At 68.2% G+C, this 26,264-nt stretch carries 24 protein-coding genes, 2 tRNA genes and 1 pseudogene; 11 read left to right on the top strand and 16 right to left on the bottom strand.

The genetic code is table 11. From position 1 onward, the window contains the following. Positions 1-79 precede the first annotated feature (79 nt). The gene (locus tag ASD05_RS27015; protein WP_056599152.1) at positions 80-1,270 is read left to right on the top strand and encodes a serine hydrolase; all 1,191 of its coding nucleotides are present in this window, start codon (positions 80-82) and stop codon (positions 1,268-1,270) included. Between the two features lie 89 nt (positions 1,271-1,359). On the opposite strand, the gene ASD05_RS27010 is transcribed toward ASD05_RS27015, so the two are convergent. Genes ASD05_RS27010 through aat form a run of 3 tightly spaced genes read right to left on the bottom strand, consistent with a single transcriptional unit; the run spans position 1,360 to position 3,803 of the window. After that, positions 1,360-2,187 carry an IclR family transcriptional regulator gene (locus tag ASD05_RS27010; RefSeq protein WP_056599149.1) on the bottom strand — a complete coding sequence of 276 codons (828 nt, stop codon included), beginning with the start codon at positions 2,185-2,187 and terminating at the stop codon, positions 1,360-1,362. Positions 2,188-2,217: 30 nt separating this feature from the next. Next, positions 2,218-3,051 carry an arginyltransferase gene (locus ASD05_RS27005; RefSeq protein ID WP_056599146.1) on the bottom strand — a complete coding sequence of 278 codons (834 nt, stop codon included), beginning with the start codon at positions 3,049-3,051 and terminating at the stop codon, positions 2,218-2,220. Then, positions 3,048-3,803: a leucyl/phenylalanyl-tRNA--protein transferase gene (gene aat / locus ASD05_RS27000; protein WP_056599377.1), complete on the bottom strand. Its 756-nt coding sequence runs from the start codon at positions 3,801-3,803 to the stop codon at positions 3,048-3,050. Before aat ends, ASD05_RS27005 begins: the two co-directional genes overlap by 4 nt. 201 nt (positions 3,804-4,004) lie before the next feature. On the opposite strand from aat, the gene ASD05_RS26995 reads away from it, so the two are divergent. Genes ASD05_RS26995 through ASD05_RS26980 form a run of 4 tightly spaced genes read left to right on the top strand, consistent with a single transcriptional unit; the run spans position 4,005 to position 8,071 of the window. Then, positions 4,005-6,338, top strand: a complete 2,334-nt coding sequence (locus ASD05_RS26995; protein ID WP_235508115.1) for a xanthine dehydrogenase family protein molybdopterin-binding subunit — start codon at positions 4,005-4,007, stop codon at positions 6,336-6,338. Positions 6,339-6,373: 35 nt separating this feature from the next. Continuing rightward, positions 6,374-7,288, top strand: a complete 915-nt coding sequence (locus tag ASD05_RS26990) for a helix-turn-helix domain-containing protein (RefSeq protein ID WP_056599140.1) — start codon at positions 6,374-6,376, stop codon at positions 7,286-7,288. Continuing rightward, a complete protein-coding gene (locus ASD05_RS26985) occupies positions 7,267-7,626 on the top strand; it encodes a VOC family protein (protein WP_056599137.1) in 360 nt (119 codons plus the stop codon). The genes ASD05_RS26990 and ASD05_RS26985 overlap by 22 nt, the downstream gene beginning before the upstream one ends. A gap of 16 nt (positions 7,627-7,642) precedes the next feature. Continuing rightward, the gene (locus tag ASD05_RS26980; RefSeq protein WP_056599134.1) at positions 7,643-8,071 is read left to right on the top strand and encodes an SRPBCC family protein; all 429 of its coding nucleotides are present in this window, start codon (positions 7,643-7,645) and stop codon (positions 8,069-8,071) included. Here ASD05_RS26980 and pobA read toward each other — a convergent pair. Next, positions 8,068-9,249, bottom strand: a complete 1,182-nt coding sequence (gene pobA / locus ASD05_RS26975; RefSeq protein WP_056599374.1) for a 4-hydroxybenzoate 3-monooxygenase — start codon at positions 9,247-9,249, stop codon at positions 8,068-8,070. The genes ASD05_RS26980 and pobA overlap by 4 nt on opposite strands. Before the next feature lie 132 nt (positions 9,250-9,381). Here pobA and ASD05_RS26970 point away from each other — a divergent pair, with 132 nt between their 5' ends. The 4 genes from ASD05_RS26970 (at position 9,382) to ASD05_RS26955 (ending at position 13,905) form a co-directional block, all read left to right on the top strand. Further along, positions 9,382-10,152 (top strand): IclR family transcriptional regulator domain-containing protein, encoded by a 771-nt coding sequence (locus tag ASD05_RS26970; protein ID WP_007834214.1) that lies wholly within the window; start codon positions 9,382-9,384, stop codon positions 10,150-10,152. Positions 10,153-10,203: 51 nt separating this feature from the next. Further along, complete coding sequence (locus ASD05_RS26965; RefSeq protein WP_056518096.1) at positions 10,204-10,863, top strand: response regulator; 660 nt, start codon at positions 10,204-10,206, stop codon at positions 10,861-10,863. A 109-nt stretch (positions 10,864-10,972) separates the two neighbouring features. Further along, positions 10,973-12,358, top strand: a complete 1,386-nt coding sequence (locus tag ASD05_RS26960; RefSeq protein ID WP_056599131.1) for an ATP-binding protein — start codon at positions 10,973-10,975, stop codon at positions 12,356-12,358. A gap of 62 nt (positions 12,359-12,420) precedes the next feature. Then, positions 12,421-13,905, top strand: a complete 1,485-nt coding sequence (locus ASD05_RS26955; RefSeq protein WP_056599128.1) for a DegQ family serine endoprotease — start codon at positions 12,421-12,423, stop codon at positions 13,903-13,905. Between the two features lie 58 nt (positions 13,906-13,963). Here the strand turns inward: ASD05_RS26955 and ASD05_RS26950 are convergent, their stop codons facing one another. Next, complete coding sequence (locus ASD05_RS26950) at positions 13,964-14,950, bottom strand: helix-turn-helix transcriptional regulator (RefSeq protein ID WP_056599126.1); 987 nt, start codon at positions 14,948-14,950, stop codon at positions 13,964-13,966. Between the two features lie 86 nt (positions 14,951-15,036). Between ASD05_RS26950 and ASD05_RS26945 the strand changes: the two genes are divergently transcribed. Then, positions 15,037-15,441 carry a GFA family protein gene (locus ASD05_RS26945; RefSeq protein ID WP_056599124.1) on the top strand — a complete coding sequence of 135 codons (405 nt, stop codon included), beginning with the start codon at positions 15,037-15,039 and terminating at the stop codon, positions 15,439-15,441. Between the two features lie 28 nt (positions 15,442-15,469). Here the strand turns inward: ASD05_RS26945 and ASD05_RS26940 are convergent. The 9 genes and pseudogenes from ASD05_RS26940 to ASD05_RS26900 all read right to left on the bottom strand — a co-directional run bounded on the left by ASD05_RS26940 (position 15,470) and on the right by ASD05_RS26900 (position 22,869). Beyond that, positions 15,470-16,338 (bottom strand): annotated as a pseudogene (locus ASD05_RS26940) (peptidoglycan-binding protein). 176 nt (positions 16,339-16,514) lie between these two features. Beyond that, positions 16,515-16,916 carry a GreA/GreB family elongation factor gene (locus tag ASD05_RS26935; RefSeq protein ID WP_056599120.1) on the bottom strand — a complete coding sequence of 134 codons (402 nt, stop codon included), beginning with the start codon at positions 16,914-16,916 and terminating at the stop codon, positions 16,515-16,517. Positions 16,917-17,307: 391 nt separating this feature from the next. Further along, positions 17,308-17,383: transfer RNA gene (locus tag ASD05_RS26930), tRNA-Asn, on the bottom strand. 152 nt (positions 17,384-17,535) lie between these two features. Beyond that, positions 17,536-17,611 (bottom strand) — tRNA-Asn (locus tag ASD05_RS26925). Positions 17,612-17,661: 50 nt separating this feature from the next. Further along, entirely contained in the window at positions 17,662-19,812 is a 2,151-nt protein-coding gene (locus ASD05_RS26920) for a TonB-dependent siderophore receptor (RefSeq protein ID WP_056599117.1), read from the bottom strand. A 5-nt stretch (positions 19,813-19,817) separates the two neighbouring features. Further along, positions 19,818-20,753, bottom strand: a complete 936-nt coding sequence (locus ASD05_RS26915; RefSeq protein ID WP_056599114.1) for a thiamine phosphate synthase — start codon at positions 20,751-20,753, stop codon at positions 19,818-19,820. Continuing rightward, entirely contained in the window at positions 20,750-21,559 is an 810-nt protein-coding gene (locus tag ASD05_RS26910) for a thiazole synthase (RefSeq protein ID WP_056599371.1), read from the bottom strand. The genes ASD05_RS26915 and ASD05_RS26910 overlap by 4 nt, the downstream gene beginning before the upstream one ends. Before the next feature lie 18 nt (positions 21,560-21,577). Continuing rightward, a complete protein-coding gene (thiS, locus tag ASD05_RS26905) occupies positions 21,578-21,781 on the bottom strand; it encodes a sulfur carrier protein ThiS (protein WP_056599111.1) in 204 nt (67 codons plus the stop codon). After that, positions 21,778-22,869, bottom strand: coding sequence for an FAD-dependent oxidoreductase (locus tag ASD05_RS26900; RefSeq protein ID WP_056599107.1), 1,092 nt, complete (start codon positions 22,867-22,869; stop codon positions 21,778-21,780). Before ASD05_RS26900 ends, thiS begins: the two co-directional genes overlap by 4 nt. A 140-nt stretch (positions 22,870-23,009) precedes the next feature. Here ASD05_RS26900 and thiD point away from each other — a divergent pair, with 140 nt between their 5' ends. Next, on the top strand, positions 23,010-23,858 hold the full coding sequence (thiD, locus tag ASD05_RS26895; RefSeq protein WP_082572401.1) for a bifunctional hydroxymethylpyrimidine kinase/phosphomethylpyrimidine kinase: 849 nt from the start codon (positions 23,010-23,012) through the stop codon (positions 23,856-23,858). Here the strand turns inward: thiD and ASD05_RS26890 are convergent. Further along, on the bottom strand, positions 23,803-25,140 hold the full coding sequence (locus ASD05_RS26890) for a purine-cytosine permease family protein (RefSeq protein ID WP_056599101.1): 1,338 nt from the start codon (positions 25,138-25,140) through the stop codon (positions 23,803-23,805). The genes thiD and ASD05_RS26890 overlap by 56 nt on opposite strands. Before the next feature lie 365 nt (positions 25,141-25,505). Then, positions 25,506-26,249, bottom strand: coding sequence for a TetR/AcrR family transcriptional regulator (locus tag ASD05_RS26885; RefSeq protein WP_235508114.1), 744 nt, complete (start codon positions 26,247-26,249; stop codon positions 25,506-25,508). Positions 26,250-26,264 lie beyond the last annotated feature (15 nt).

The raw sequence follows: 26,264 nt of genomic DNA, 5'->3' as shown, positions 1-26,264 counted from the left end.
ACGCAAGTAACTGATATTGCGTGCCTTTTTTGATTTCGATACACTGCGGTCCTCGTTTGTCGCCGCTGGAGATTTATAAATGTCTGAAGCCCGTCTCCGCCGAGTTTCCAGCCAGCGGTTTCTACCCGCACTCAAAATGCTCGCCGTTGCGCTATGCGCCGCGGCGTTTTTGCTGCCTGGCGCCCAGGCCGCGAAGAAAGAAAAGCCCGTCGCCAAAGCCGCCGTCGCCAAGAAGGCGAAGGGGCCGGTGCCGGTCGAAGTGAAGCACAGCGCATCGTCCAAGACGGCGCGTGCCGGACGGGCCGAGAAGAGCGAAAAGGCGGACAAGGTGGTTCGTGGCGGCCGCAATGTCGTGGCCACCATCCGCAAAAAGAACGGCAAGACCGTGGTGGCCGTGCAGCGCCGCTCGGTGGTTCGTGTCACAGAGGCACCGCGCCAATCTTTCGGCCAGATGGCCGGCCTGCACGGCACCGAGGACGTGCTCGACCTGAAGTCGAGCGTCGCGCTGGTCATCGACCAGGACACGCACGAAGTGCTGTTCAGCAAGAACGACCATGCCGTGCTGCCGATTGCATCGCTCACCAAGCTCATGACCGGCCTGCTCATCAGCGAGGCTCATCTGCCGAACGACGAACTCATCACCATCACGCAGGACGACGTCGACACCGAAAAGCGCAGCAGTTCGCGCCTGACGATCGGTACCACGCTCTCGCGCGGCGAACTGCTGCACCTGGCGCTGATGTCGAGCGAAAACCGCGCCGCGCACGCGCTGGGCCGCACCTACCCGGGTGGCCTGACGACCTTCGTGAGCATCATGAATGCCAAGGCCAAGATGCTTGGCATGAAGGACACGCGCTACGTGGAGCCCACCGGCCTGTCGAGCCGCAATCAGTCGAGCGCGCAAGACCTGGCGCTGCTCGTCAATGCCGCCTACTCCGATGCCACGGTGCGTTCCCTGTCCACCTCGCCTGAGTACCAGGTCGAAGTCGGCAACCGTGTGTTGCAGTTCAACACGACCAACCGCCTCGTGAAGAGCCCCGATTGGGAAATCGGCGTGCAGAAGACCGGCTACATCTCCGAAGCCGGCCAGTGCCTCGTGATGCAGGCCCGGGTGGCCGGGCGCAAGCTGATCATGGTGTTCCTGGATTCGGCCGGCAAGTTCAGCCGCATCGCCGACGCCGAGCGGGTTCGCCGCTGGGTGGAGGCCACCCATGCCAACGGTACGCCAGCCGCTTCTTCGCGCAATACCAGCTACCAGGTGGCCGGCTGATCGATTCGCCGCAACAGTCCGCCAGCCCGCAATGAAAACAGGCCCTTCGCAGGGCCTGTTTGCTTTTGAGGCGGGCCTTCTTCGCCGGGTCAGCCTGCCGGCGGGGTGCTGCTGCTCGTGGGCGAGGGCGTGACGGCCATCCCGTCCTTGAAGCCCAGCGCGCCTGAGATTTCATTGGCCGTGGCCTGCAGCTTGGGCAGCCAGCCTTCGTCCAGCCGGTCGGCCGGTGCCGAGATCGACAGGCCCGCCACCAGCTTGCCCTGGTCGTCGTAGATGCCGGCAGCCATGCAGCGTACGCCCAGTTCCAGTTCCTCGTTGTCGCGGGCGATGCCGTACTGGCGCGCCTTCGACAGTTCACGCTCCAGCGCCGGCAACTGGGTAATGCTGTTGCGCGTGTGGCCTGCCAGGCCCGTGCGCGTGGCGTAGCTGCGCACCCGCTGCGGATCGTCCGCCGCCAGGAACAGCTTGCCCGTCGAGGTCAGGTGCAGGGCGGCCCGCCCGCCGATGGCCCGCACCACCTGCATGCCCGAGCGCTCGCTGTAGGAGCGCTCGATGTACACGATTTCGTCGCCTTGGCGCATGCTGAGGTTGACGGGCTGCTGCGTCAGCTTGTGCAACTCGCGCATCGGGCCGAGTGCTGCATCGCGCACGTTGAGCCGGCCCTTCACCAGATTGCCCAGTTCCAGCAGGCGCATGCCCAGCCGGTAGCTTCCGGCTTCGGGCCGGTCGACGAAGCGGCCGACCGCCAGGTCGTTGAGGATGCGGTGCGTGGTCGAGGGGTGAAGCCCGGTCTTTTCGCTGATTTCCTTCAGCGAAATCGCCTCCTCGCGGGATGCCAGGACATCGATCAGCGCGAACATGCGCTCGATCACCTGGATCACGGGAACGGCGGGAATGTCGGATTGGTTTTTTCTCATGGCGCTCTGCGGTGATGACCGGGCGCCATTTTACCTTGTGAAATCGCCCGGCGCCTGCCAGTGTCCATCCACCAATACTTCGTGCGGGGAGAAACGCGCCTTGTAGCTCATTTTCGGGCTGTGCTCGATCCAGTACCCGAGGTAGACGTGCGGCAGCCCCAGCTTGCGGGCCTGCTCGATCTGCCAGAGCACGCTGTAGGTGCCGTAACCGGTGGATATTGCCCCCCCGCCCGACCCTTCGCGTTCCCGTTGCTCCCCTTGGGGGCCGTCCGCTTGCTCGGGACGGCCCGACGCGGCGCGGGTCTCGGGCTCGTAGAAGGTGTAGACGGCCGAGATGCCGTCGTTCAGCACGTCGAGGATGGACACCATCCTGAGCGCGCCCGCGCTGCCGTCGGGCAGAGTTTCGCGGAACTCCACCAGCCGGGAGTTCACACGGCTCTGCAGCAGGAACTGGGTGTACTGGTCGATGCTGTCGTGGTCCATGCCGCCGCCCGCGTGGCGGCCGTTCTGGTAGCGCAGGTAGAGCTGGTAGTGCTCGGGCATGAAGCACAGCTTGAGCACGCGCGCCTGCAGGCCGGCATGCTGTTTGAGCGCGCGGCGCTGGCTGCGCGTGGGCCGGAAACTGTTGGCCAGCACCCGCAGCGGGATGCATGCCCGGCAGCCGTCGCAATAGGGCCGGTAGGTGAACATGCCGCTGCGCCGGAAGCCACTGAGCACCAGGTCGGAATAGGCGTCGTTGTGGATCAGGTGGCTGGGCGTGGCCACCTGCGAGCGGGCCTGCCGGTCCGGCAGATAGCTGCAGGGGTAGGGCGCCGTTGCGTAGAACTGCAGCGTGTGAAGCGGAAGGTCCTTGAGGTGCGTCACGTCGGTGAAAGAGGTCGCGCGGAAAGGAGTTCGGACCAGTATACGGGGTCGAATCGCCAGCGTGGGCCCTCCTGTTGCCGTACCCGCGCCACGTGTGCGACGAAGCGTTTGCGCGCCATCTCGTGGGCGCCGAGGCTCGCGAGATGGGAGGTGTTCTGCTGGCAGTCGATCATTTGGACGCCGGCATGCCGGCACAGCGCCACGAGCGCGGCCAGCGCGATCTTCGAGGCGTCCGGCCGACGGGTGAACATCGACTCGCCGAACACCGCGCGGCCCAGGGCCACGCAGTAGAGTCCGCCCGCGAGCTTGCCGTCGATCCAGGTCTCGACGCTGTGGGCATTGCCGGCGTCGTGCAAATTCGTATAGGCCCTGACCATGTCCGGCACGATCCAGGTGCCCGACTGGCCGACGCGTGGCGAGGCCGAACAGGCCTTGATGACGGCCGCGAAATCATGGTCGATGCGCACCTCGCATCCAGGCGTCTCCACGAAACGCAACAGCGTCTTGCGCAGCGACCGGTGCAGCTTGAACTCCGCCACCTGCAGCACCATGCGGGGGTCCGGGCTCCACCACAGAATCGGCTGGTCTTCGCTGAACCAGGGGAAGACGCAGTTGCCATAGGCCTGCATCAAAGTATCGACATCGAGCGCCCCACCGGCCGCCAGCAGCCCGGGGACGGGGTCGGCCACGCCCCAGGCAGAGGCGGGGTCGGGCAGGGCGTCTCCGGGTTCGAGCCAAGGCAGTTGTCGCATGGGCATAGGTATACACGGCTTCGCGAAACCGAATCCAGCCGGGTGAAAATCGCACACCGCTGACGCGCCACAAGGTTCGGCCCTCACGCTGCGGCACCACAAAACCCGCCGAAAACCCTATAGTCCACAGCTTGCAATCGCAGCTTCCACAAGCAGATCAGGCAGGCCCGCGCACACGCCGGGGATGAGCACAAGAGGACCATGTTGACCACTGAACCCAATCCCACGCGCTTCGGCAGCGGCCAGGCGGTGCGCCGCCTCGAGGACGAAAGCCTGCTGTCAGGTGCCGGACGCTACACCGACGACGTCACGCTTCCCGAGCAGGCGCATCTCGTTTTCCTGCGATCCTCCTATCCGCACGCGCGCATCCTCTCCATCGACACCAGCGCCGCCGCCGCCATGCCCGGCGTGCTGCGTGTGATTACAGGTGCCGAGATGGCCGAGGCCGGCGTCAAGCCCCTGCCGGGCGCCGCGGGCTTCAAGCGTGCGGACGGCAGCGACAGCGCCAGCCCGCCGCGCTACGCCATCGCGCACGAGCGCGCGCGCTTCGTCGGCGAAGTCGTGGCCGCCGTGGTGGCCGATACGGTGCAGCAGGCCCGCGATGCCGCCGAGGCCATCATGGTCGACTACGAAGACCTGCCCATGGTGGTCGACCTCGAGAGTGCCACCGCCAGCGATGCGCCGCTGCTGTGCGAAGAGGCGTCGGGCAACATCGCCGCCGAAATGCGCCACGGCAGCAGCGAGGCCGCGACCGCGGCCTTCGCCAAGGCCGCCCATGTGGTGGCGCTCGATGTGCACAACCAGCGTGTGGTCGCCCTGACGATCGAGCCGCGTTCCGTGCTGGCGGCGCGCGACCCCGAAACCGGCCGCCTCACGATCCGCATGAGCACGCAGATGCCCTCCGGCGTACGCGATTCCGTCTGTGCCGCCATCGGCCTTCCAAAGGAAAAGGTGCGCGTGGTGGTCGGCGACGTCGGTGGCGGCTTCGGCATGAAGACCGGCGCCTACCCTGAAGATATTGCGGTCGCCTTCGCCGCGCTGCAGGTGGACCGGCCGGTGAAGTGGGTGGCCGAGCGCAGCGAGGAGTTCCTGTCGAGCGCGCACGGACGCGACATCGAGGCGCGCGCCGAAATGGCGCTCGACGCCGACGGCAAGATCCTGGCCCTGCGCATCAAGACGCTGGCCAACGTGGGCGCCTACGCCACCGGCACCGGCGTCGCAATCCAGCTGCTGATCGGCCCCTGGGTGCAGACCAGCGTCTACGACATCCAGACCATCGACTTCCATTTCAAGGCGGTGCTCACCAACACTGCGCCCACCGGCGCCTATCGCGGAGCAGGGCGCCCCGAGGCCATCTTCACCATCGAGCGGCTGATGGACGAGGCCGCGCGCCAGACCGGCATCGACCGCATCGCGCTGCGCCGCCGCAATTTCATCCGCCCCGAGCAGATGCCGTACAAGAACCCGATGGCGCAGACCTACGACACCGGCAACTTCGAGTCGGTGATGGACCAGGCGCTGACGCTCGCCGATTGGGAGGGCTTCGAGACCCGCGCGGCCAACTCGGCCAGCAAGGGCAGGCACCGCGGCCTGGGCATCGCCACCTTCCTCGAATGGACGGGCGGAAACGTGTTCGAGGAGCGTGTCACGGTCTCGGTGCAGGCCGATGGCGTGATCGAGGTGTTTTCCGCAGTCAACGCCATGGGGCAGGGCATTGCCACTTCGCTCGCGCAACTCGCGGTCGATGCCTTTGGCGTGCCCATCGAGAAAGTGCGCGTGGTGCTCGGCGATACCGACCGCGGCGACGGCTTCGGCAGCGCCGGTTCTCGCTCGCTGTTCACCGGCGGCTCGGCCGTGCGCGTCGGCGCCGAGCGCACCATCGACAAGGCGCGCGAACTTGCCGCGCAGGAGTTCGAGGCCTCCATCGACGACATCGTCTACAGCCGCGGTGTCTTCAACGTGGCCGGCACCGACCTCGAACTCGACCTCTTTGCGCTTGCCGCCAAGCAGCCCGAGCGAGAAATCTTCGTCGACTCCACCAGCACCGTGGCCGGTCCGACCTGGCCCAACGGCTGCCACATCTGCGAGATCGAGATCGATCCGCCCACCGGCGAAATCAGCGTGGTGGCCTACAGCTCGGTCAACGACGTGGGCCGGGTCATCAACCCGATGATCGTGCGCGGCCAACTCGAGGGCGGCGCGGTGCAGGGTATCGGGCAGGCGCTGTACGAGCAGGTGGTGTACGACAACGAAACCGGCCAGCCCGTCACCGGTAGCCTGATGGACTACGCGGCCCCGCGTGCCGACATCGTCGACACGATGTTCCAGATGGAGATGGACGAATCGACGCCGTGCAAGAACAACCCGCTGGGTGTGAAGGGCGTGGGCGAGCTCGGCACCATCGGCGCCACGCCGGCCATCGTCAATGCGGTGGCCGATGCCTTTGCACGCAACGGCCTCGCCACGCGCGCGCCGCGCCTGCACATGCCGCTGAGCCCGGCGCGCGTGTGGCAGGCCATGCAGACCATCGACTGAGCGTTGCGGTGCGGTGGACCTGAAAGGCGCAAGCCATGCTCGTCACCACCGAACTGCAGACCGACCCGATCCGCGTCGCCAGCTACCGATGCGACGCGGGGCCCGACGCGCAGCCCTTCACCGAACTGCACGAAGGCTACTCGGTCTCGTATGTGTGCAAGGGCAGCTTCGGCTACCGCACGCGCGGCCAGGCCTACGAATTGGTCGCAGGATCGGTGCTGGTCGGCTGTCCAGGCGACGAGTACGTCTGCACGCATGACCACCATGTCTGCGGCGACGAGTGCCTGGCGTTCCACCTGTCGCCGGGCTTTGTCGACCTGATCGGCGGCGACCGGAAGACCTGGCGCACCGGCGGCCTGCCGCCCCTGGCCGAACTGGTGGTCATCGGCGAATTGGCGCAGGCCGCTGCCGACAGGCAGAGCGACGTGGGGCTGGACGAGCTGGGCATGTGGTTCGCGAGCCGCTTCGTGGATGTCGTTTTCGGCCGGGCAAAGCCCACCGCACCTTCGTCCGCCATCTCGCGCGACCGCCGCCGCGCGGTCGATGCGGCGATGTGGATCGACGCCAATTCGCAGCACGACATCGGCCTCGACGGCGCTGCGGCCGAAGCCGGCCTGAGCTCCTTTCACTTCCTGCGGCTGTTCTCGCAGGTGCTTGGCGTCACGCCGCATCAGTACCTCGTGCGCTCCCGCCTGCGGCACGCCGCGCGCCTGCTGGCCGACGACGACAGCCGGCCCGTGACCGAGGTCGCGCTGGACGTGGGCTTTGCCGATCTCAGCAACTTCGTGCGCACCTTCCATCGCGCCGCCGGCGTGTCGCCGGGCGGCTTCCGCAAGGCGGCCAAGGGCGACCGCAAGATTCTCCAAGAACGCATCGCGGCGCTCTTCGATGATGGACTCCTGATCAACCCATCGAGCAGGAAGCCATCATGTACGACCACATCGGACTGAAAGTCAAAGACCTCGCCGCGAGCCGCCGCTTCTACGAAGCCGCGCTCGCGCCGCTGGGCCACGTGCCGGGTCCGCACGACGACAGCTATGCCGGCATCGGGCCGGCCGACGAGCCGGCGCTATGGCTTTACGCAGCCAAGGGCGCGAAGGGCCCCGGCACGCACATCGCCTTTCGCGCGCCGAACCACGAGGCCGTGGCCGCCTTCCACAAGGCCGGCCTGAAAGCCGGCGGTTCCGACAACGGCGGCGCGGGCCCGAGGCCGGACTACAGCCCGACCTACTACGCGGCTTTCCTGATCGACCCCGACGGCAACAACGTCGAGGCGGTCTGCCCCTGAAGCGAGGTTCATCCCCATGGCCACGGTCTACAAGGAATTCATCGTCGAGGCGGATGCGGCGCAGGTCTGGGACGCGCTGCGCGATTTCAACGCCGTGCACACGCGGCTCGCGCCGGGCTTTCTCACGGCCTGCACGATCGACGCGGAGGGTGCGCGCATCCTGACCTTCGCCAACGGTATGGTCGCGCGTGAGGTGCTGGTAGGTATCGACGAGGCCCATCGCCGGCTGGCCTACACCGTCACCGGCGGACAGGCGAAGCATCACCATGCGACAGCGCAGGTGTTCGACGAAGGCGAGGGCCGCTCGCGCTTCGTCTGGATCACCGACGTGCTGCCCGATGCCATGGCGGCCTACATCGGGCCGATGATGGAGCGGGGCGGGGTCGCCATGAAGGCAGCGCTGGAGGGCCGCCCGGCTCCCGCGGCGACTGCGGCTGCGGCCTAGAAGTCTTCGAGCGGCAGCCCGACGTAGTTCTCCGCCAGCGCGGTGGATGCGGCGCTCGAGTGCACGAGGTAGTCGAGCTCGGCCTCCTGGATCTTCTGGCCGAAGGCGCCCGTCTCCGGAAAGCGGTGCATCAGCGAGGTGAACCACCACGAGAAGCGCTCGGCCTTCCAGACGCGGCGCAGGCACAAGTCCGAGTAGCGATCCAGTGCCGAGGCCGACTTCTCTGCGTAGAAGATCTCGAAGGCGCGCGACAGGTAGCCCACGTCGGCAGTCGCCAGGTTCAGCCCCTTGGCACCGGTGGGCGGCACGATGTGCGCCGCATCGCCCGCGAGGAACAGCGAACCGAAGCGCATCGGCTCGGCGACGAAGCTGCGCAAGGGCGCAATGCTTTTCTCGAGCGAGGGCCCCGTCACCAAATGCGCGCGGGCCTCGGGGTCGAGGCGCGCGCGCAGTTCGTTCCAGAAGGCTTCGTCGCTCCAGTTTTCCACGCGCTCTTCTGTCGGCACCTGCACGTAGTAGCGGCTGCGCGTGGCGCTGCGCATGCTGCACAGCGCGAAGCCGCGTTCGGTGTTGGCATAGATCAGCTCGTGCGACACCGGCGGCACGTCGGCCAGCACGCCGAGCCAGCCGAAGGGATAGATCTTCTCGTAGGTCTGGATCGCATCCGCCGGCACGCTCGCGCGGCTCACGCCGTGGTAGCCGTCGCAGCCGGCGATGAAGTCGCATTCGATCTCGTGCGTCTGGCCGTCCTTCTCGTAGCGCACGCGCGGCTTGCCCGAATCGAAGTCGTGCAGGCTCACGTTCGCGGCGCTGTATATCGTCGTGAGGCCTTCCGCGGTGCGCGCTTCCATCAGGTCGCGCGTCACCTCGGTCTGGCCGTACACCGTCACCTGCTTGCCGCCCGTGAGGCCGTGCATGTCGATGCGGTGGCGCGCGCCCTTGAACAGCAGTTCGATGCCTTCGTGGGGGAGCCCTTCGGCCTTGGCGCGGCTGTCGACACCCGCGCGGGCCAGCAGGTCCATCGTGACCTGCTCCAGCACGCCGGCGCGGATGCGGCCCAGCACGTAGTCGCCGCTCTGGCGCTCGACGATGATGTTGTCGATGCCTGCCTTGTACAGGAGCTGCCCGAGCAGTAGGCCGGCCGGGCCGGCGCCGATGATCGCGACTTGTGTGCGCATGTTCGTGTCTCCGAGTGGGTTTTGTGGAGCGTAGGGCGCACGCGGCGGTCTGTGGGGGCGCTGCGCGAGGCTCTGTGCGATCATGCGAATGCGTGCGCGATGATCGCGCAACAACTCGACCACAGACGACGAATGACCATCGCCAGAGCCGATTTCATCGAGGGCATCGCCAAGGGAATGGCGGTGCTCGAGAGCTTCGACACCGAACGCCAGCGCCTCAATGCCACGCTGGCCGCCGAGCGCGCAGGCCTCACGCGTGCCGCGGCCCGCCGGCACCTGCTGACGCTGGCCCACCTGGGCTACCTGGAAACCGACGGCAGCTATTTCTGGATGGCGCCGAAGGTGCTGCGCTTCTCGGGCAGCTACCTCGCTTCGTCGCGGCTGCCGCGCGCGCTGCAGCCCACGCTGAACCGGCTCGCGGCGCAGACAGGGGAGTCCTTCTCGGCCGTGGTGCTCGACGGCGAAGAGGCGGTCATCGTTGCGCGCAGCGGTAGCTACGGCACGCCGACGCGCGTGCTGGCCTATGGCCTGCACCTCGGTGCGCGGCTGCCCGCGCATGCCACCTCCACCGGCCGGGTCCTGCTGGCAGCGATGGCACCGACCCAGTTCACGCAGTGGCTCAAGGGCCGCCACCTGGCACGGCTCACGCCCCACACCGTGACGCAGGCGCGGGGCCTGCGTCAGTTGGTGGCGCAAGTGCGCAAGAACGACTATTGCTTTGCCAGCGAGGAACACGAACTCGGCGTGCAGGCGTTGGCGGTGCCGCTGCGCGACATGCAGGGCCACACCGTGGCCGCGCTCAACGTGGTGTTGTCCGGCACCCGCTACCAGGAAGAGACGCTGCAGCGCGAGATGCTGCCGCTGCTGTTCGAGGCGGCGCGCGAAGTCCGCTCGCTCCTCTGATCTGAACTTTCGGCGCCGCCGCGGCCTCGAATCCCGAGAACGGACACACCCATGCGACTCCTCCTCCTCGAAGACGACGTGATGATCGGCGAAGCCGTGCTCGACCTGCTGCGCGCAGAGCAGTACGCGGTGGACTGGGTGAAAGACGGCGAAGCCGCCGAGTCGGCCCTGCGCACCCAGCAATACGACCTCGTGATGCTCGACCTCGGCGTGCCGCGCCGCGACGGCCTCGAGGTGCTGCGCAACCTGCGCGCGCGCAAGCAGCGCATGCCCGTGCTGATCGCCACCGCGCGCGACTCGGTGCAGCAGCGCATCGAAGGCCTCGATGCCGGCGCCGACGACTACGTGCTCAAGCCCTACGACCTCGACGAGTTGCTGGCCCGCATCCGCGCCTTGCTGCGCCGCGCGGCCGGGCGCGCCGAGCCGGTGTACGAGCACATGGGCGTGAGCATCAATCCCGCGACGCGGGAGGTGACGGTGGCGGGCCAGCCGGTGGTGCTGTCGGCGCGCGAATGGGCTGTGCTGGAGCCCTTGCTGGCGCGGCCCGGCATGGTCCTGTCGCGCGCCCAGCTCGAGGAGAAGCTCTACAGCTGGAAGGACGAGATCAGCAGCAACGCGGTCGAGGTCTACGTGCACGGCCTGCGCAAGAAGCTCGGCGCCGAACTCATCCGCAATGTGCGCGGCGTCGGCTACATGGTGCCGAAGCTGTGACTCGCCCCCAGGCTTCGCGTACTTCGTGTCGCTTCGCCTACCCCCTGCCGGGGGCGGCGCCTACGGCCCGGCTGAGCCGGTTCCGTGTCGTCCCACGAACGGAGTGCGCATGAAAAAGGTTTGGAGCTCATTGACCGGCTCGCTGCGCGCACGGCTGCTTTGGTTCCTGCTGGTGGCGATCGTGCTCGCCGCGGGGGCGCAAGCGCTCGTCGCCTACCGCACGGTGCTGGCCGAGGCCGACGACATCTTCGACTACCACATGCAGCAGATGGCCCTCTCGCTGCGCGCCGGCCTGCCGCCGAGCGCGGCGGTGGGCGGCATCGGCACCGGCGAACAGAACTTCGATTTCGTCGTGCAGGTGTGGACCGCCGACGGCGTGCGCATCTTCGAGTCCGCCGAGGAGGCCGCACTGCCGCAGCTCGCGGTGCTGGGCTTCGCCGACGTGCATGCGCGCGGCACCACCTACCGCGTGTTCTCGATGCAGACGCGCGGTCTGGTGATCCAGGTGGCGCAGGACATGGCGGCGCGGCGCCACATGGCCGGCACGCTGGCCCTGCGCACCGTCGCACCGGTCGCGCTGATGGCGCCGCTGCTGATGCTGGTCGTTTGGTGGGTGGTGAGCCGATCGCTGGCGCCGGTGGCGCGCGTGCGCAAGCAGGTGGCGTCGCGGCAGGCCGACGACCTGTCGCCGGTGAACGAGGAGGGGCTGCCCGAGGAGGTGCGCCCGCTGGTGCAGGAGCTGAACCTGCTGTTCGACCGCGTGCGCCACGCCTTCGATGCGCAGAAGCACTTCGTCGCCGATGCCGCGCACGAGTTGCGCTCGCCCTTGGCCGCGCTGAAGCTGCAGGTGCAGGGCCTGCAGCGTGCGCCCGACGGAGCGTCGCGCGACCTCGCCGTGAGCCGCCTGGTGGCGGGCATCGATCGCGCGACGCGGCTGGTCGAGCAGATGCTCGCGCTGGCGCGGCACGAGGCCAGCATGGCGGCCGGCGCGAAGCCGGAGCCCGTCGACCTGCTCGAGGTGGCGCGCCTCGCGGTTTCCGACGCGGTGGCGGCGGCCCAGGCGCGCGGCATTGACATCGGCATCGCGCATGCCGATGCGGCCGTGGTCGACGGCCAGCCCGAGGCCTTGCGCATGCTGCTGCGCAACCTGCTCGAGAACGCGATCAAGTACACGCCGCTGGAGGGGCGCGTCGACATCGGCATCGCCCGGCAAGGCGACTCGGTCGAGCTCACCGTGGACGACAGCGGCCCGGGTCTGCCTCCGGCCGAGCGCGAGCGCGTGCTCGACCGTTTCTACCGCTCCGGTGAAACGCAGGCATCCGGCAGCGGCCTTGGGCTGGCCATCGTCAAGTCGATTGCCGACCTGCACGGGGCAACGGTGGCGCTCGATCAATCTCCGAGCCTGGGCGGCCTGCGGGTTCGCGTCGTCTTCGCTCCTTCTCCCAAGGGGAGAGGGCTGGAAGCCGCGGGCGGGTCTGGTTTAAGCGGCGCTTAAGTCGGGGGGGCGACATTCCTTTCATCGCATTGGCGTCCATACGCCCTGAAAGGAACCGACAAATGAACTCCCGTCTGACTTCGCCCCGCGCCCTGGTGATTGCCCTGGCGAGCGCGGGCGTGATCGGTGCCGTCGGTGCCGGCGCCTACACCAGTGCCCGTGCCGTGAGCGCGCCGACCACCAACGCCACCGCCGTGGCGCCCGCGGCCATGGTCACGCTGCCCGACTTCTCGACCATCACCTCGCGCGACGGCCCGGCCGTGGTCAACATCAGCGTGACGGGCACCATGAAGGCGTCCGACGACGAGGCAGCCGAGATGCAGGGCATCGACCCCGAAGACCCGATGTTCCAGTTCTTCCGCCGCTTCCAGGGCCAGATCAACCCGCGCGGCCAGCAGCAACAGCAGCGCGACGTGCCGGTGCGCGCCCAAGGCTCGGGCTTCATCGTCGACCCCAGCGGCATCATCATCACCAACGCCCACGTCGTGAAGGACGCGAAGGAGGTCACCGTCAAGCTGACCGACCGCCGCGAGTTCCGCGCCAAGGTACTCGGTGCCGACGCCAAGACCGACATCGCGGTGCTCAAGATCGATGCGAAGAGCCTGCCCGTGCTTGCGCTGGGCAACACCAAGGACCTGAAGGTCGGCGAATGGGTACTGGCCATCGGCTCGCCCTTCGGCTTCGAGAACACCGTGACGGCCGGCGTGGTGAGCGCCAAGGGCCGCTCGCTGCCCGACGACAGCTACGTGCCCTTCATCCAGACCGACGTGGCCGTGAACCCCGGCAACTCGGGCGGTCCGCTGCTCAACACGCGCGGCGAGGTGGTCGGCATCAACTCGCAGATCTACAGCCGCAGCGGTGGCTACCAGGGCGTGTCGTTCGCGATCCCGATCGACGTGGCGATCCAGGTGAAGGACCAGATCGTCGCGACCGGAAAGGCCACGCACGGCCGGCTCGGCGTGGCGGTGCAGGAAGTGAACCAGGCCTTTGCCGATTCGTTCAAGCTCGACAAGCCCGAAGGCGCGCTGGTCTCGAACATCGAGAAGGGCGGCCCCGGCGACAAGGCGGGCCTGAAGGCTGGCGACGTGATCCGCAAGGTCGACGGCCAGGCCATCGTCTCTTCGGGCGACCTGCCCGCGGTGATCGGCCAGCAGGCGCCGGGCAAGAAGGTCACGCTCGAAGTGTGGCGCCAGGGCGAACGCAAGGAGCTGCAGGCCAAGCTGGGCGATGCGAGCGACAAGCCCGCCAAGGTCGCGAAGGCCGATGCCGACGTGGGGCAGGGCAAGCTGGGCCTGGCGCTGCGTCAGCTGCAGCCGCAGGAAAAGCGCCAGGCCTCGGTCGAGAACGGTCTTCTGATCGAGGATGTCGGCGGTCCTTCGGCGCAGGCTGGGGTGCAGGCGGGCGACGTGCTGCTGGCCATCAACGGCACGCCGGCGCAGAGCGTGGAGCAGGTGCGCGAGGTGGTGGCGAAGGCGACCAACAAGTCGGTGGCGCTGCTGATCCAGCGCGGTGAAGACAAGATCTTCGTGCCCGTGCGGATCGGGTGAGGCTCAAGAAAGCCAACCGAGATTGCGCAGCAGGCGGGCGGCCCTGGCGTTGCCCGACCTATCTGCGCGAGAGACGGGCTGCTGCTCCCGGTGGCTTGCGCGCCGCCTTGCCGAGCCGCGCTGCCACCAGCGCCAGGTGATCGATCAGTTCCTTCGGCGATTCGACCTCGAAATCGTGAGGCAGGCAGCCGAGCCAGACCGCCAGCGCGTCGAGCGAGTTGGCGCCGGTGGCGATGCGCGTCGAGCCCTCGTCGATGGCTTGCGGCTTGCCGTTGACCCAGCCGAGGTAGGGTTCGAGCGCTTTGGCGGGCGCGTGCACCACGACCTGCGCGTGGTGCAGGTAGGGCGAGACCTGCAGCGCATGCTCCATGTAGGCCGCGACGTCGCCGTGGGGCAGCCGGCGCGGCGTGAAGCGCGCACCGGTGGGTGCGGGCTCGACGATGCGGTCGAGGCGGAAAGTGCGCCAGTCCCGGCGCACCGTGTCCCAGGCCAGCAGGTACCAGCGCTGCCCCATTTGCACCACGCGGTGTGGCTCCACCGTGCGTTCGGTGGTGGTGTCGTGGTGGTCGCTGTAGCCGAAGCGCAGTTGGAGCCGGTCGGTGCAGGCCTCGGCAAGAAAAGACACGGCCTTCAGGCGCACGGGCGACTTGCTGCGCATCACCGGCACCACCGACAGGCGTACGCTGTCGAGCCGGCGGCGCAGGCGCGGTGGCATCAGCTGTTCGAGCTTGGCCAGGGCGCGCATCGAGGCGTCTTCGATGTCTTCCGAGGCGCCGGCCGGGTTGCCCAGGCCGAGCGCGACGGCGATGGCCTCCTCGTCCTCCAGCAGCAGCGGGGGCATCGACGTGCCCGCGCCAAGCCGGTAGCCGCCCGCGACGCCCGAGGTGGAGTCGACCGTGTAGCCAAGGCTGCGCAAGCGGTCCACGTCGCGGCGCAGGGTACGCCCGGTGATGTCGAGCCGGGCGGCGAGGTCGGCACCCGTCCAGGAACGTTGCGCCTGGAACAAGGAAAGAAGCCGGATCAGGCGTGCGGAGGCGGAAAGCATGGGCGCATGATGCCTGCGATCGAGGACGGAAAGTGTCCGCAATGGGGCGTAGCCTTGGCTTTCCTCTCACCACCGGGACACAGACCATGAAGAAGACATACAACGGCAGCTGCCATTGCGGCAAGGTTCGCTTCCAGGCCCTGATCGATCTCGCCGAGGGCACGGGCAAATGCAATTGCTCGATCTGTACCAAGGCCCGCGAATGGGGCGCGATCGTCAAGCCGGAGGCCTTCACGCTGCTGTCGGGCGAGGAAGACCTGTCGCTCTACCAGTTCAATACGCACAGCACCGAGCACCTGTTCTGCAGGCATTGCGGCATCCGGCCGTTCGGGCGCGGCAACGTGCCCGAGATCGGCGGTGCCTATGTCAGCGTGAGCGTGAACTGCCTGGACGACGCCACGCTGGAAGAGTTGTCGACAGCGCCCGTCAAGTACATGGACGGGCGCAACAACAACTGGTTCGAGCCGCCGGCCGAGACGCGCTACCTTTGAGCGTGGCGGGCTGGCCGGCGATTCGCGCCTATTTGCGGCGGCGTGCCGGTGCCTGCTCCGCCGGCACATAGGTCTGCGAGGGCGCCGCACCGCCGTCCACGCCTAGCCGGCCGCCGCCGCCGAGGCCCCGGCCGCGCACCGTCTGCGCCTTGTAGCTGCGCAGCGAACGCACCATCTGGTTGAACGCATCCATGAAGGCCGCGGCAATCACCTTGCCCTGCGGCGTGCGCGTGTAGCCGCCCACGCCGCCGGCGGCGGAAAGCCCGCCCAGCCCGGCAAAGCCCGCGAAGTCGGTCTTGGAGGCGCTGCCTTCGGCGGCCGCGACCTGCACGCCCGAGCGGTTGTCGATCAGTGTCAGCAGGGCGCTGGCTTCCTTGGTCTGCATGCTCGCGCCGAGCTGGGCGATGGCGCGGCCACGGCCGCCACCCACCAGGCCGCCCAGCGCCCCGCCGATGCCGCCGGCATCGTTGTTGCTGAACACGATCTCGGGCGACAGGCCGTAGTCGGAGGCCACCATCTGGCCGCGGCCGAAGTTGCTTCCGCCGCGCATTTCCGCGTCATCGCGTTCATGCCGGCCGCGCCGCGCTCGACCACGATGAAGCAGTTCGATTGCTGCACCAGCAGGCGCAGCAGGTTGGCCGTGGGCGGCAGCTTGTATTCGCCGGTGAGGATGGTGTACCAGCCTGCATTCACGTTCTCGATCAGTGACACCGTGCCGAGCGGTGAATCGCAGCGCTCGAGCTGGCTGCTTTCGCCGGAGGTGGCGCTGCCTGCGGCGCTGCCGGTGGCCATGGTCTTGGCCGACTGGCTGCCCATCTGCATGTCCATGGTCTGGCAACCTGAAAGGGCCAGCAGGCCGGTGAGTGCGCTTGCGAGAGAGAGTTTGGAAAAAGCCATGTTCGATCTGTCGAGTGAGAAGAAGGATGCTGCGCCCGTGGCAGGCGTCACTCGTCAAGACCGAAATTGGAATTGCCATGGCCTGTACGGCCTCCCGATTCGACGCGCCGCCGGCGGCCGCGCGACGATACGACCCCGGCACTACGGCGCGCCAGTGCCGAAAGTCATGAGCGACCTCAGCGCGTGTAGTCGCCGCTGGCCTCCGGCTGGAACAGCACCGCGACCACGTGCGCGGCGCCTTCCGTGCCATTGGGCATCTGCCAGCGGGCAAGCGTGCCCGTCTTCACGCCCAGCAGGCCGATGCCGACGGGCGACAGCACCGAGACGAAGCCCGCGCCCGGCTGCGCGTCTCCGGGGTAGCAGAGGGTGATCTTCTGGCGCTGCCGCGTGACGGGGTCTTCGACCTCCACCTGGGAGTTCATCGTCACGATGTCCTCCGGGACCTCGCGCGAGGGCAGCACGTCCGCCGCATCGAGGAGTTCGGCGAGCACGGGCGGAAGCTGGTGGCCCGTCAGTTTGCCGAGGCGGACGAAGTCGAGTTCGGTGAGCGTGCGCTCCCCGTGAATGGTTGCAAGCATGAAGCACTCCAGTTGATTGCGGCGCCGTTCTGGATGGAAGAACGAACGGCGTCGCTGCCGCGCGGCGGGTGCCCGGCGGTCAATGGTTCGCGCATCAGGAAGGAGGGTAGCGGACCGCCGGGCTCAGGAAAGTGCGCGGGTGCGTCGCAAGACTGCCGTGGTCGCCGCAAGGGCAGCACTCGCGCGGCGGCCAGCCGCTGCCTGGGGCAGGGCTGCGCGTGCAGGGTGTTTGCGGAACACGGACGAGGGGACCATGCGCCCGAGTGTAGGACGTGCCGCGAGGCCCTCGAGCAATGGCCTCACGTGCCTTGCCGTTAAGCGCGTGCCGGGCAAAGAAAAAGCCCGCTGTCCAAAAAGACAGCGGGCTTTCCAGAGGCCTTGCGGCTTGTGGTGGCTCCTCGACCTGGGCTCGAACCAGGGACCTACGGATTAACAGTCCGGCGCTCTACCGACTGAGCTATCGAGGAACAAGCCTTAAATTATATGCAATGGATTTGCCGATCTCGCCGGCTATCCCCGATTTTTTGCGTGACGCCGAGCACCCGGCGCGACAGTGCAAATGAAAATGCCCCGCTACCTTGTGAGTAGCGGGGCATTCAGAGGCCTTGCGGCTTTGTAGTGGCTCCTCGACCTGGGCTCGAACCAGGGACCTACGGATTAACAGTCCGGCGCTCTACCGACTGAGCTATCGAGGAACAAGCCTTAGATTATAGCGTGTTTTTTGATGCCGCCATCCGTGCTCGCGTCAAAGCGCAACACTCAGCCCCAGGCGCAGCGTGCGCGGCGCACCCGGGAACAGATAGACATGGCTGAACTGATAGGGCGATTCCTTCCAGTAGCGGCGGTCGAACAGGTTGTCGACGGCCAGCGTCCAGCTCGTGTTCACGCCCCGTACCTTGGTGTCGTAGCGCAGCACCGCATCGACGCGCGTCCACGAAGGCAGCGTGACCGAGCCGTCGGGCAACACGTTGCGGCGGCCTTCGTACGAAAGCTGCCCCGCGACTTCGAGGCCCGGCACCGAAGCGACGCGGTACGCAGCCTGCGCCCGCAGCACCTCCTTGGGCACGTTGGTCGGCGACTCTCCGTTGAGCGCCGGATTCGCGGTGCTGCCGCGCCGCTTGGCATCGATCACCGCGATGCTGCCGCCGATGCGCCATGGCCCCTCGCTCCATTGCGCGCCGGCCTCCAGGCCGCGATGCACCGCGCGCCCGTCGTTGCGCACTTCGCAGTAGGCGCCGCACAGGTCGAGGTTGGTCATCGGCCGCGAGATGTCGAACCACGCGACCTGCCAGCCGAATGCTTCGCTGCCGCCCTTCAGGCCCAGCTCCCATTGGCGCGAGGTCAACGCGGGCAGCGCCTGCCCCGCATTGCTGTACTGCGAGATCCTGTTCGGCACGACCTGCGATTCGACGCCCTTGCCCCAGCTCGCATAGGCCAGCAGCCCCGGCTGGATGGCGTAGCTCGCCGCGATCCACGGCGTGGTCACGTCCTGCTTGTAGCCCGTCGGGCTCGAGCCATCGTTGCCGATGCTGCTGCGATCGAGCCGCGTGTGGCGCACGCCGAGCCAGGTGGTGAAGCGGTCGTTCCAGCGGATCGCGTCCTGCACCGACAGCTCGGTCGAGCGTTCGTCGCGGTTGGTCTGCGGCGTGGTGGCATCGGGGCTCGGCGGCACGATGGCCGTGCCCCAGATGTTGCCGGTGCCCGCGTAGTTGTAGGCCTGGTTGTCGAAGCGATTGCGCACGCGGCTTTGCAGCAGCCCGAAGCCGAGCTCATGCCGCACGCTGCCCGTCATCACGTTGCCCTTGAGATTGAGGCTGCCCGCAGTCTGCGTGCGGCGCTCGTTCTCACTGCGGAAGTCGTAGAAGTCGAAGGTGCCGTCGGAGCAGTAGCGGTCGAAGTTGCCTTCGGCGCCGCAGCCGAAGGCATAGGCCAGCCGGTCGTCGCTCTTCAGGCGCTGCTGGCCGATCTGCGCGCTCCAGCGCCAGTCGGCGTTCAACGCCTGGCTAAAGCGCACCGTGCCCGTCAGCGCCTTGAACACCGAGGGCTGCGACCACGGCTGGTTGTTGAGGTTGATGCGCGGATCGACCGGCGCAGGCAGCACGCTGCCCAGCAGGCTGTAGCCGTTCTGGCTCGGCTGCGTCTTGCGGCTTTGCTCGACCTCGAACTCCAGCACCGAGTCGCGCGTGATGCGCCAATCGGCCGCGAGAGAGAACAGGTTGCGGTTGCCGTCGAGGTTGTGCGTGAGCGGCTTGAGGTTTTCGCTCGCCACGTTGATCCGGTAGCCGAACTGGCGGTCCGCGCCGAAGCGCCCGCCAAGGTCGATGGCGCCGAGCGTGCTGCCGCGGCTCGTGGTCTCGATGCGCACCGTGCGCAGGTCCTGTTCGGTGGGCCGCTTCACCACGTAGTTGACCAGCCCGCCCGGCGCGCTGGTGCCGGCCTGGATGCCGCTGGTGCCGCGCAGGATCTCGACGCGCTCCTTGTTGTCGAGCGGGATCGATGTCTCCGCGCTGATCGGCAGGCCTTCGCGCCGGTAGTTGAAGCGGTTGTCGAGCACGAAGCCGCGCACCGTCAGGTAGTCCCAGTAGCCCGCGGAGTTGTAGGCGTCGGTGACCGAGGCATCGAATTGCGTGAGGTCGGCGAGCCGGCGCGCGCCGCTGTCGCGCAACTGCTTGCCGTCGATCACCGTGGCCGAGAGCGGCAGTTCACGCAGTGGCACGTCGCCGAAGCCGCTGATGTCGGCTTGCGGTGCTGCGGCGCCTTCGGTGACTGTGACTTCGCGCAATGTGCTCTGTTGCGCATGCACGCCGAAGGCAGTGGTGAAAAGAACGACGGCCAGTGCGCGCGAAACGGGCGAGAGCGGCCAGGCGGGGGAGGGAGAGAGCTCGGATTGGTTCATTCTGTTCATTTGCCCGCTGTGGCGCCTATGGCCGCCATCCATTGCGCGGCCGTGGCCTCGGGGTCTTCGGCTGCGACCAACGCGCGCACCACGGCGACGGAGCCGACGCCGGTGGCGAGCACTTCGGGCAGCCGCACGGCGTCGATGCCGCCGATGCCGACCTGCGGATAGCCGCGCAGCAGCCGTGCATAGGCGCCGAGCCGGGCCACGCCCTGCGGTGCGGTCGCCATCTTCTTGAGCGTGGTTGGGTACACCGCGCCCATGGCGATGTAGCTCGGGCTCACCTTGTCGGCGCGGACCATCTCGGCGTAGCCATGCGTGCTGACGCCCAGGCGAAGACCCGAGGCGCGCAGTTGCGCCAGCTCGTCGGGTGAGAGTGCGTCGAGGTCTTCCTGGCCGAGGTGGATGCCGTAGGCACCGGCCGCGATGGCGACCTGCCAGTGGTCGTTGATGAAGAGCAGGGCGCCGGTGCCTCGCACCGCTTCGACGGCCGCCTGCACTTCGCGCTCGACGGCCGCCGCGTCATCGGACTTGAAGCGCAGCTGCACCGTCGGTACGCTAGCGCGCGCCATGCGGCCGACCCATTGCGCATCGGGCAGCACGGCGTACAGGCCGAGCCGTTCGGGGCAGGGCGGGAACGCATCGCCGCGGGCAGCGGGTGGAAACGGCCGCATGCCGAAATCTTCGGGTGCGGCGGGCCACATTGCGGCGTCGAAGCTGCCCAGGCGCTGTGTCTGTGCGCGCCATGCATGGGCCAGGCATTCGGCATCGATCTCGATGAAGCCGAGAGCGGTGCAGGCCTGCTTGGCGCCGCGGTAGACGGGCTCGTCGGAAGAGAAGCTGGGCGCGGCCACGGGCGCGGAGGTGATGGCGCCGAAGCGCAACCCGTGGGCCGCGACGATGGCGTGCGCAATGGCGCGGGCGTCGGTCGCGGCGGTCATGGTGCGTGATGCCAGAAGGGCGTGCCGAGCACGGGCGTGCTGGGCTGCGCAGCGTCCTGCGCGGCCATGGCGCCGGCGCGGTACGCGCTGCGGCCGGCCTGCACCGCGTCGGCGAAAGCACCGGCCATCGCGACCGGGTCCTGCGCCAGCGCAACGGCGGTGTTGAGCAGCACGCCGTCGTACCCCCACTCCATCACCTGGCAGGCATGCGAGGGCAGCCCGAGGCCCGCGTCGACCAGCATCGGCACCTTCAGGCGGTCGCGCAGCACCTGCAGCGCGTAGGGGTTGATCGGCCCGCGGCCGGTGCCGATGGGCGCAGCCCAGGGCATCACGGCCTGGCAACCGACGTCGACCAGCCGCTGGCACAGCACGAGGTCTTCGGTGCAGTAGGGCAGTACCTTGAAGCCGTCGCGGATCAGCTGCGACGCGGCATCGACGAGGTTCAGCGTGTCGGGCTGCAGCGTGTAGTCGTCGCCGATCAGTTCGAGCTTGATCCACGGCGTGTCGAACAGCTCGCGCGCCATCTGCGCGGTGGCGATCACCTCCTGCACGCTGTGGCAGCCGGCGGTGTTGGGCAGCACCGGCACCGCGAGCTTGCGCAGCAGCTCCCAGAAGCCGTTGCCGAGGTCGCTGTTGCCCGAGCCCTGGCTGGCGGTCTGGCGGCGCAGCGAGGCGGTCAGCATCGCGGGCCTTGCGCGTTTCACTGCGGCTTCGAGCAGGTCGGGCGACGGGTAGCGCGCGGTGCCCAGCAGCAGGCGGCTCTGGAAGGTCTCGCCGTAGAGCACCAAGGGGTCGTTCGTGGTCATGTTCTTTGTCTCCATCATTCAGCCGCCGGTCACGGGGCGGATCACTTCGATGCGGTCGTCGGGTTGAAGCGTGCGCGCGGCGTATGCCGAGCGCGGCACGAACTCGCGGTTCACGGCCACTGCGTAAGGCGGCGTGGCGTTCAATGCCGCCAGAGCGTCGGTCAGACTGGCGTGGTCCGGCAGCGTGAAGGGCTTGTCGTTGATCAGGATGTTCATCGTCATGTTTCGGAGGTCTCCATGCCGAAGCTCCTTGCGAGGGCCGAGTGGCCATGCGAAAGCAGTTCCATCGCGGCGTCGAGCAGCGCGGGCGCGATCATGAAACCGTGGCGGTACAGGCCGTTGATCTGCAGCACGCGCGGCTGCGGCTGGCGAATGGCGGGCAGGTTGTCGGGCAGTGTGGGGCGGCACTGCGTGGCGATCTCGACGATGCGCGCCTCGGCAAAGCCGCTGTGCACGGCATAGGCGGCGCTCAGCAGTTCGAGCGTGGAGCGAACGCTGGCGGGCGACATGTCGTCCGACTCGATCTCGGTCGCGCCGATCACGAACAGCTTGCCGGGCTTGGGTGCGATGTAGAGCGGGTAGCGCGGATGCACGAGGCGGGTGGGGCGCTTCAGGCTCACCTCGGGCGCGTGCACGCGGATCACCTCGCCACGCACGCCGCGCAGCGCGTTCCATTGCGGCTTGGCGCCGAGGCCGCGGCAGTCGATCACCCAGTCGGTCTGGCCCGTCGCGCCGGGCGAAAAGTCCGAGGGTGCGCGCGGCGATTGCCAGTGCAGCGTGACGCGCGGGCTGGCCTGCAGCGTGGCGAGCAGCGAAGTCAGCAACGCGCGGTTGTCGAGCTGGCCTTCGCCCGGCAGGAACAGGCCCTGTGCGAAACGCTGGCCCAGCGAAGGTTCGAGCGCGGAGATTGCTTGCGCGTCGAGCGTCTGCATCGGCGCGAGCTCAGGCACCTGTGTGCCGGTGTTCGCAAGCACGCGCGCAAGCCGTGCGGCTTCGGCGGCGTCCTGCCGGTGCCAGAGCACCAGCGTGCCTTCGCGCTGGAAGAACACGGGCTGAGCGAGCGAGGCAAGCAGTTCGGGCCAGCGCGACAGCGCATGCTGCCCCATGCGCACGACCGACACCGGTGCCACGACCGATTCGGCCAACGGGGCGAGCATCGCCGCAGCCACGCGCGCGGCGGCGCCTTCGGCATCGGGACTGCCGGCTTCGAACAGATCGACCTTGCAGCCGGCCTGCGCGAGCGTCACCGCCAGCAGCCGGCCCATGAGGCCTGCGCCGAGGATGGCCGCCGATTGAAAAGCGAGCGTCATGGTCTTGCTCCTTCCCCCTCTGGGGGAAGGCTGGGATGGGGGCAGGCAGAGCGCCAAGTGGATGCGCCGCGTGCCCCCACCCCCACCCTCCCCCGGAAGGGGAGGGAGAAATGCATGCCCGGTCGCCGATAATTTTCGGCATGACCCCAGCACCCACCCAGCGCTACGCACGCGTGCTCTCCATCGCCGGCTCCGACAGCGGCGGCGGCGCCGGCATCCAGGCCGACCTCAAGACCTTCGCGGCGCTCGGCTGCTATGGCATGACGGCCATCACCGCGCTCACCGCGCAGAACACGCTCGGCGTCTCGGGCATCCACGGCGTGCCGCCCGATTTCCTCAAGGCGCAGATACAGGCGGTGGTGGAAGACATCGGCGTCGATGCCGTCAAGCTCGGCATGCTTCACGCGCCCGAGGTGGTCGAGGTGGTGGCCTGGGCCATCGACCGCTATCAGTTGAAGAACGTGGTGCTCGACCCCGTGATGGTCGCCACCAGCGGCGACCGCCTGATCGCGGCCGAGACGGTGCAGGTGCTGGTGCGCGAACTGTTCCCGCGCGCCGTGGTCGTCACGCCCAACCTTGATGAAGCCGCCTTGCTGATCGGCCATGCCATCGATGGCGTCGATGCCCTCGACGGCGCCGCCGACGAACTGCTCGCGCTCGGTGCAAAGGCCGTGCTGCTCAAGGGCGGCCATTTGCCGGGCGACGACGTGGTCGACGTGCTGCTGCAATCCGGCGGCGAACGCAAGCGGCTGGCTTCCAGGCGCATTGCCAGCCGCAATCTGCATGGCACGGGGTGCACGCTGTCTTCGGCCATTGCCGCGCATCTGGCATTGGGCGCGGCGCTGCCCGAGGCGGTCGAACAGGCGCGCGACTACATCCTCGGCGCGATGGCCGCTGGTGCGAACGTGCAGGTCGGCGCGGGTCATGGCCCCCTCAACCACGGCTTTGCGCCAGTGCCGACGCACCGTTTGCCGGTGAAGGCCGGCTGAGCCGCGCGAGAACAAAAGTCACCGCCAGCGTGGGCAGCGCAGAGCCGAACTGCGGCGCCCACCTGGCCAGCGCGTGGTACGCCGCAATGCCCGCGATCCAGATCAGCGCTGCGCCGAAATCGATCTGCCGCGTGCCGGCCGGCGACACCGACTGGCCGCTGCCCAGCCGCCCGATGATCACGCCGTAGAGCGGCACGAACACCGAGCTCAACAGCAGCAGGAAGGGCTCCAGCGTGTGCATCGGCAGCACCAGCGCCAATGCGATGCACAGCGCGGCCAACAGCAGGCCCCAGCGCTTCACGCTCCATCGCGGCAGCAGGCTGTGCGTGGAGACCGAGCCCGAATAGACATCGCCATACGCGTTGTCGAGTTCGTCGATCAGGATCAGCCCCAGCGCCACCAGCCCGCCCTGTGCCAGCAGCAGCGCGGTGACCAGATCCGTGCCGGGCTCAGCCACGCTCACCACCATCACGCCCAGTGCGTAGCACCAGATGTTGGCGAGCGCATAGCCGATCCAGGTGCCGCTGAAGGCGCTGCCCAGGCCGCCCCTGCCGGTCGCGCTGCGTCGGCCGTGCCGCGCGTAGTCGGCCACCAGCGGCAGCCATGACACCGGCATCGCAATCACCAGGTCGAGCGCACTGAACATGCCCATCGTGCCGTCACCCGGGCGTGCCCAGAAGGCGTCCAGGCCCTTGGCCTGCAGCCGCGTCGCGAATTGCCATGTGAGCCAGAGCAGCGACAGCACCACCAGCGGCAGGCCGAAGCGGCTCACGAAGCGCCGCACCAGCCTGACCATCGAGCCTGCGAGCAGCGCCAGCAGCACCGCGCCCCACAGCAGCGTGGTCAGCACGCCGCCCCAGGCGGTGCCGAGCGAAGGGCCGACCACCGACTGGCCGATGGCCTGCGTGCCTTCCCGCATGATGACCAGTTCGAAAGTGGTCCAGCCCACCAGCTGCACGATGTTGAGCAGCACCGGCAGCCGCGCGAAGGCGCTGCCGTAGGTGGCGTGCATCAGGCCCGCACTCGCCAGGCCGCTCTCGCAGCCCAGCCGCGCAGTCCAGGCCAGCAGGCCGGCGCCGACACAGGAGCCGAACACGATGGCAATCGCCGCGTCGCGCGTGCCCACTGCCGGCACCAGGTAGGCGCCGATCTGCATCACCAGCAGACCCACGCCGAGGCTGAACCAGAGCGAGGCATGGTCGTGCCAGCCGAACACGCGCTGCGAGGCGGGCAGCGGCGTCAGCGCCTCGTTGGCGCCGGTAGCGGTGTCATCGTTTGCCATCCATTTGCTCCAGTGCAAAAGGTTTGGCAGGTGGGCGGGGCCCGAGCGGCACAGCCGTCACGCGAGAGAACGTGAGAGGCCACCGGACCAGCTTCCCTGCGCGAGGATTGCCTCGAGCCCGCGTCGTTGGAAACGATGCGGGCCCCCGGTGAAACCACCGGACAGGTTCAAAGGGACTTTCTCAGCCGGACGGCAAGCCGCTCAGCACCCCTAGCAATTGCACCGTGGCGAACCGCGGCGCAGGGCGGAGTTTATCCGCTGCGGGGAAGCCCGCGACGACGGGCGTGCCATTCCAGGGGGTAAACCCGCAGAAGCACCGGCCGCAGGCCACCACCATCGGCGAGCCGCTGTACGAACCGCGAGTCCTATGCGGCCTCGACTCGGCGCGCGAAGGCCTCGAGCCCGTCGATGGTGATCTGGATGTGCCGCTCGAAGCTGCCGTCGAGCGGCACCGTCGTGCCGTTGTCCCAGCGCAGGATGAAAGCCTTGTTGGCCAGCTGCGGCAGGTTGCGCGTGAGCACCGGATGGTCGAGCGGGCGGATCGTGTGCACGCGCTCGCGCAGCTCTTCGGCCCAGGCCTGGGTGTTGTCGGCGGGCAGGGGCGAGAACTCCATCGTGAGGAAGCCCAGCATCGCGGCGACCACGCAGTTGTAGGCCTCCAGCAGCTGCTCGCCCTCGAAGCCGGCCTCGGACAGCGCGGCCAGCACGCCTTCGACCAGCTCCATCGGCAGGCTGCCGTTCGACACCAGCTGCGCTCCCAGCAGCTGCGCCACGTTCGGATGACGCCGCACGGCGGCACGGCAGCGCCGGAAGAGTTCGGCGAGCCATTCCTTCCAGATGAGCCTGCCGGGCGGCGGCGCGACCTCGGCCATGACGAGGGCTGCCACCTCGGCCAGCAGCGCCTCGCGCGTGCTCACGTGCCAGTGCACCGTGGCGGGGTAGACGTCGAGCCGCGCAGCCACCTCGCGCATGCTGAAGGCCCCGAGGCCGAATTCGTCGATCTGCGCGAGCGCCTCTTCGGCGATGCGCTGTTTCGTCAGGCCTGCGCCGCCGGAGGGGCGGCCGGCGGTGCGCGGCTTCGGGGGCTTGGGGAGCGGGTTCTTCGTCATGGTTGCAGCCATTGT

The organism is Variovorax sp. Root434, from assembly GCF_001426595.1.
In the GTDB taxonomy this organism is placed as follows: domain Bacteria; phylum Pseudomonadota; class Gammaproteobacteria; order Burkholderiales; family Burkholderiaceae_C; genus Variovorax.
The sequence above is the reverse complement of the archived record's forward strand: the minus strand, read 5'-3'. Positions and strand labels throughout refer to the sequence as shown.

Coding starts and splice junctions, on each gene's coding strand:
- ASD05_RS27015 (WP_056599152.1), top strand. CDS start 80: ATGTCTGAAGCCCGTCTCCGCCGAGTTTCCAGCCAGCGGTTTCTACCC.
- ASD05_RS27010 (WP_056599149.1), bottom strand. CDS start 2,187: ATGAGAAAAAACCAATCCGACATTCCCGCCGTTCCCGTGATCCAGGTG.
- aat (WP_056599377.1), bottom strand. CDS start 3,803: ATGCGACAACTGCCTTGGCTCGAACCCGGAGACGCCCTGCCCGACCCC.
- ASD05_RS26995 (WP_235508115.1), top strand. CDS start 4,005: ATGTTGACCACTGAACCCAATCCCACGCGCTTCGGCAGCGGCCAGGCG.
- ASD05_RS26990 (WP_056599140.1), top strand. CDS start 6,374: ATGCTCGTCACCACCGAACTGCAGACCGACCCGATCCGCGTCGCCAGC.
- ASD05_RS26985 (WP_056599137.1), top strand. CDS start 7,267: ATGTACGACCACATCGGACTGAAAGTCAAAGACCTCGCCGCGAGCCGC.
- ASD05_RS26980 (WP_056599134.1), top strand. CDS start 7,643: ATGGCCACGGTCTACAAGGAATTCATCGTCGAGGCGGATGCGGCGCAG.
- pobA (WP_056599374.1), bottom strand. CDS start 9,249: ATGCGCACACAAGTCGCGATCATCGGCGCCGGCCCGGCCGGCCTACTG.
- ASD05_RS26970 (WP_007834214.1), top strand. CDS start 9,382: ATGACCATCGCCAGAGCCGATTTCATCGAGGGCATCGCCAAGGGAATG.
- ASD05_RS26965 (WP_056518096.1), top strand. CDS start 10,204: ATGCGACTCCTCCTCCTCGAAGACGACGTGATGATCGGCGAAGCCGTG.
- ASD05_RS26960 (WP_056599131.1), top strand. CDS start 10,973: ATGAAAAAGGTTTGGAGCTCATTGACCGGCTCGCTGCGCGCACGGCTG.
- ASD05_RS26955 (WP_056599128.1), top strand. CDS start 12,421: ATGAACTCCCGTCTGACTTCGCCCCGCGCCCTGGTGATTGCCCTGGCG.
- ASD05_RS26950 (WP_056599126.1), bottom strand. CDS start 14,950: ATGCTTTCCGCCTCCGCACGCCTGATCCGGCTTCTTTCCTTGTTCCAG.
- ASD05_RS26945 (WP_056599124.1), top strand. CDS start 15,037: ATGAAGAAGACATACAACGGCAGCTGCCATTGCGGCAAGGTTCGCTTC.
- ASD05_RS26935 (WP_056599120.1), bottom strand. CDS start 16,916: ATGCTTGCAACCATTCACGGGGAGCGCACGCTCACCGAACTCGACTTC.
- ASD05_RS26920 (WP_056599117.1), bottom strand. CDS start 19,812: ATGAACCAATCCGAGCTCTCTCCCTCCCCCGCCTGGCCGCTCTCGCCC.
- ASD05_RS26915 (WP_056599114.1), bottom strand. CDS start 20,753: ATGACCGCCGCGACCGACGCCCGCGCCATTGCGCACGCCATCGTCGCG.
- ASD05_RS26910 (WP_056599371.1), bottom strand. CDS start 21,559: ATGACCACGAACGACCCCTTGGTGCTCTACGGCGAGACCTTCCAGAGC.
- thiS (WP_056599111.1), bottom strand. CDS start 21,781: ATGACGATGAACATCCTGATCAACGACAAGCCCTTCACGCTGCCGGAC.
- ASD05_RS26900 (WP_056599107.1), bottom strand. CDS start 22,869: ATGACGCTCGCTTTTCAATCGGCGGCCATCCTCGGCGCAGGCCTCATG.
- thiD (WP_082572401.1), top strand. CDS start 23,010: ATGACCCCAGCACCCACCCAGCGCTACGCACGCGTGCTCTCCATCGCC.
- ASD05_RS26890 (WP_056599101.1), bottom strand. CDS start 25,140: ATGGCAAACGATGACACCGCTACCGGCGCCAACGAGGCGCTGACGCCG.
- ASD05_RS26885 (WP_235508114.1), bottom strand. CDS start 26,249: ATGACGAAGAACCCGCTCCCCAAGCCCCCGAAGCCGCGCACCGCCGGC.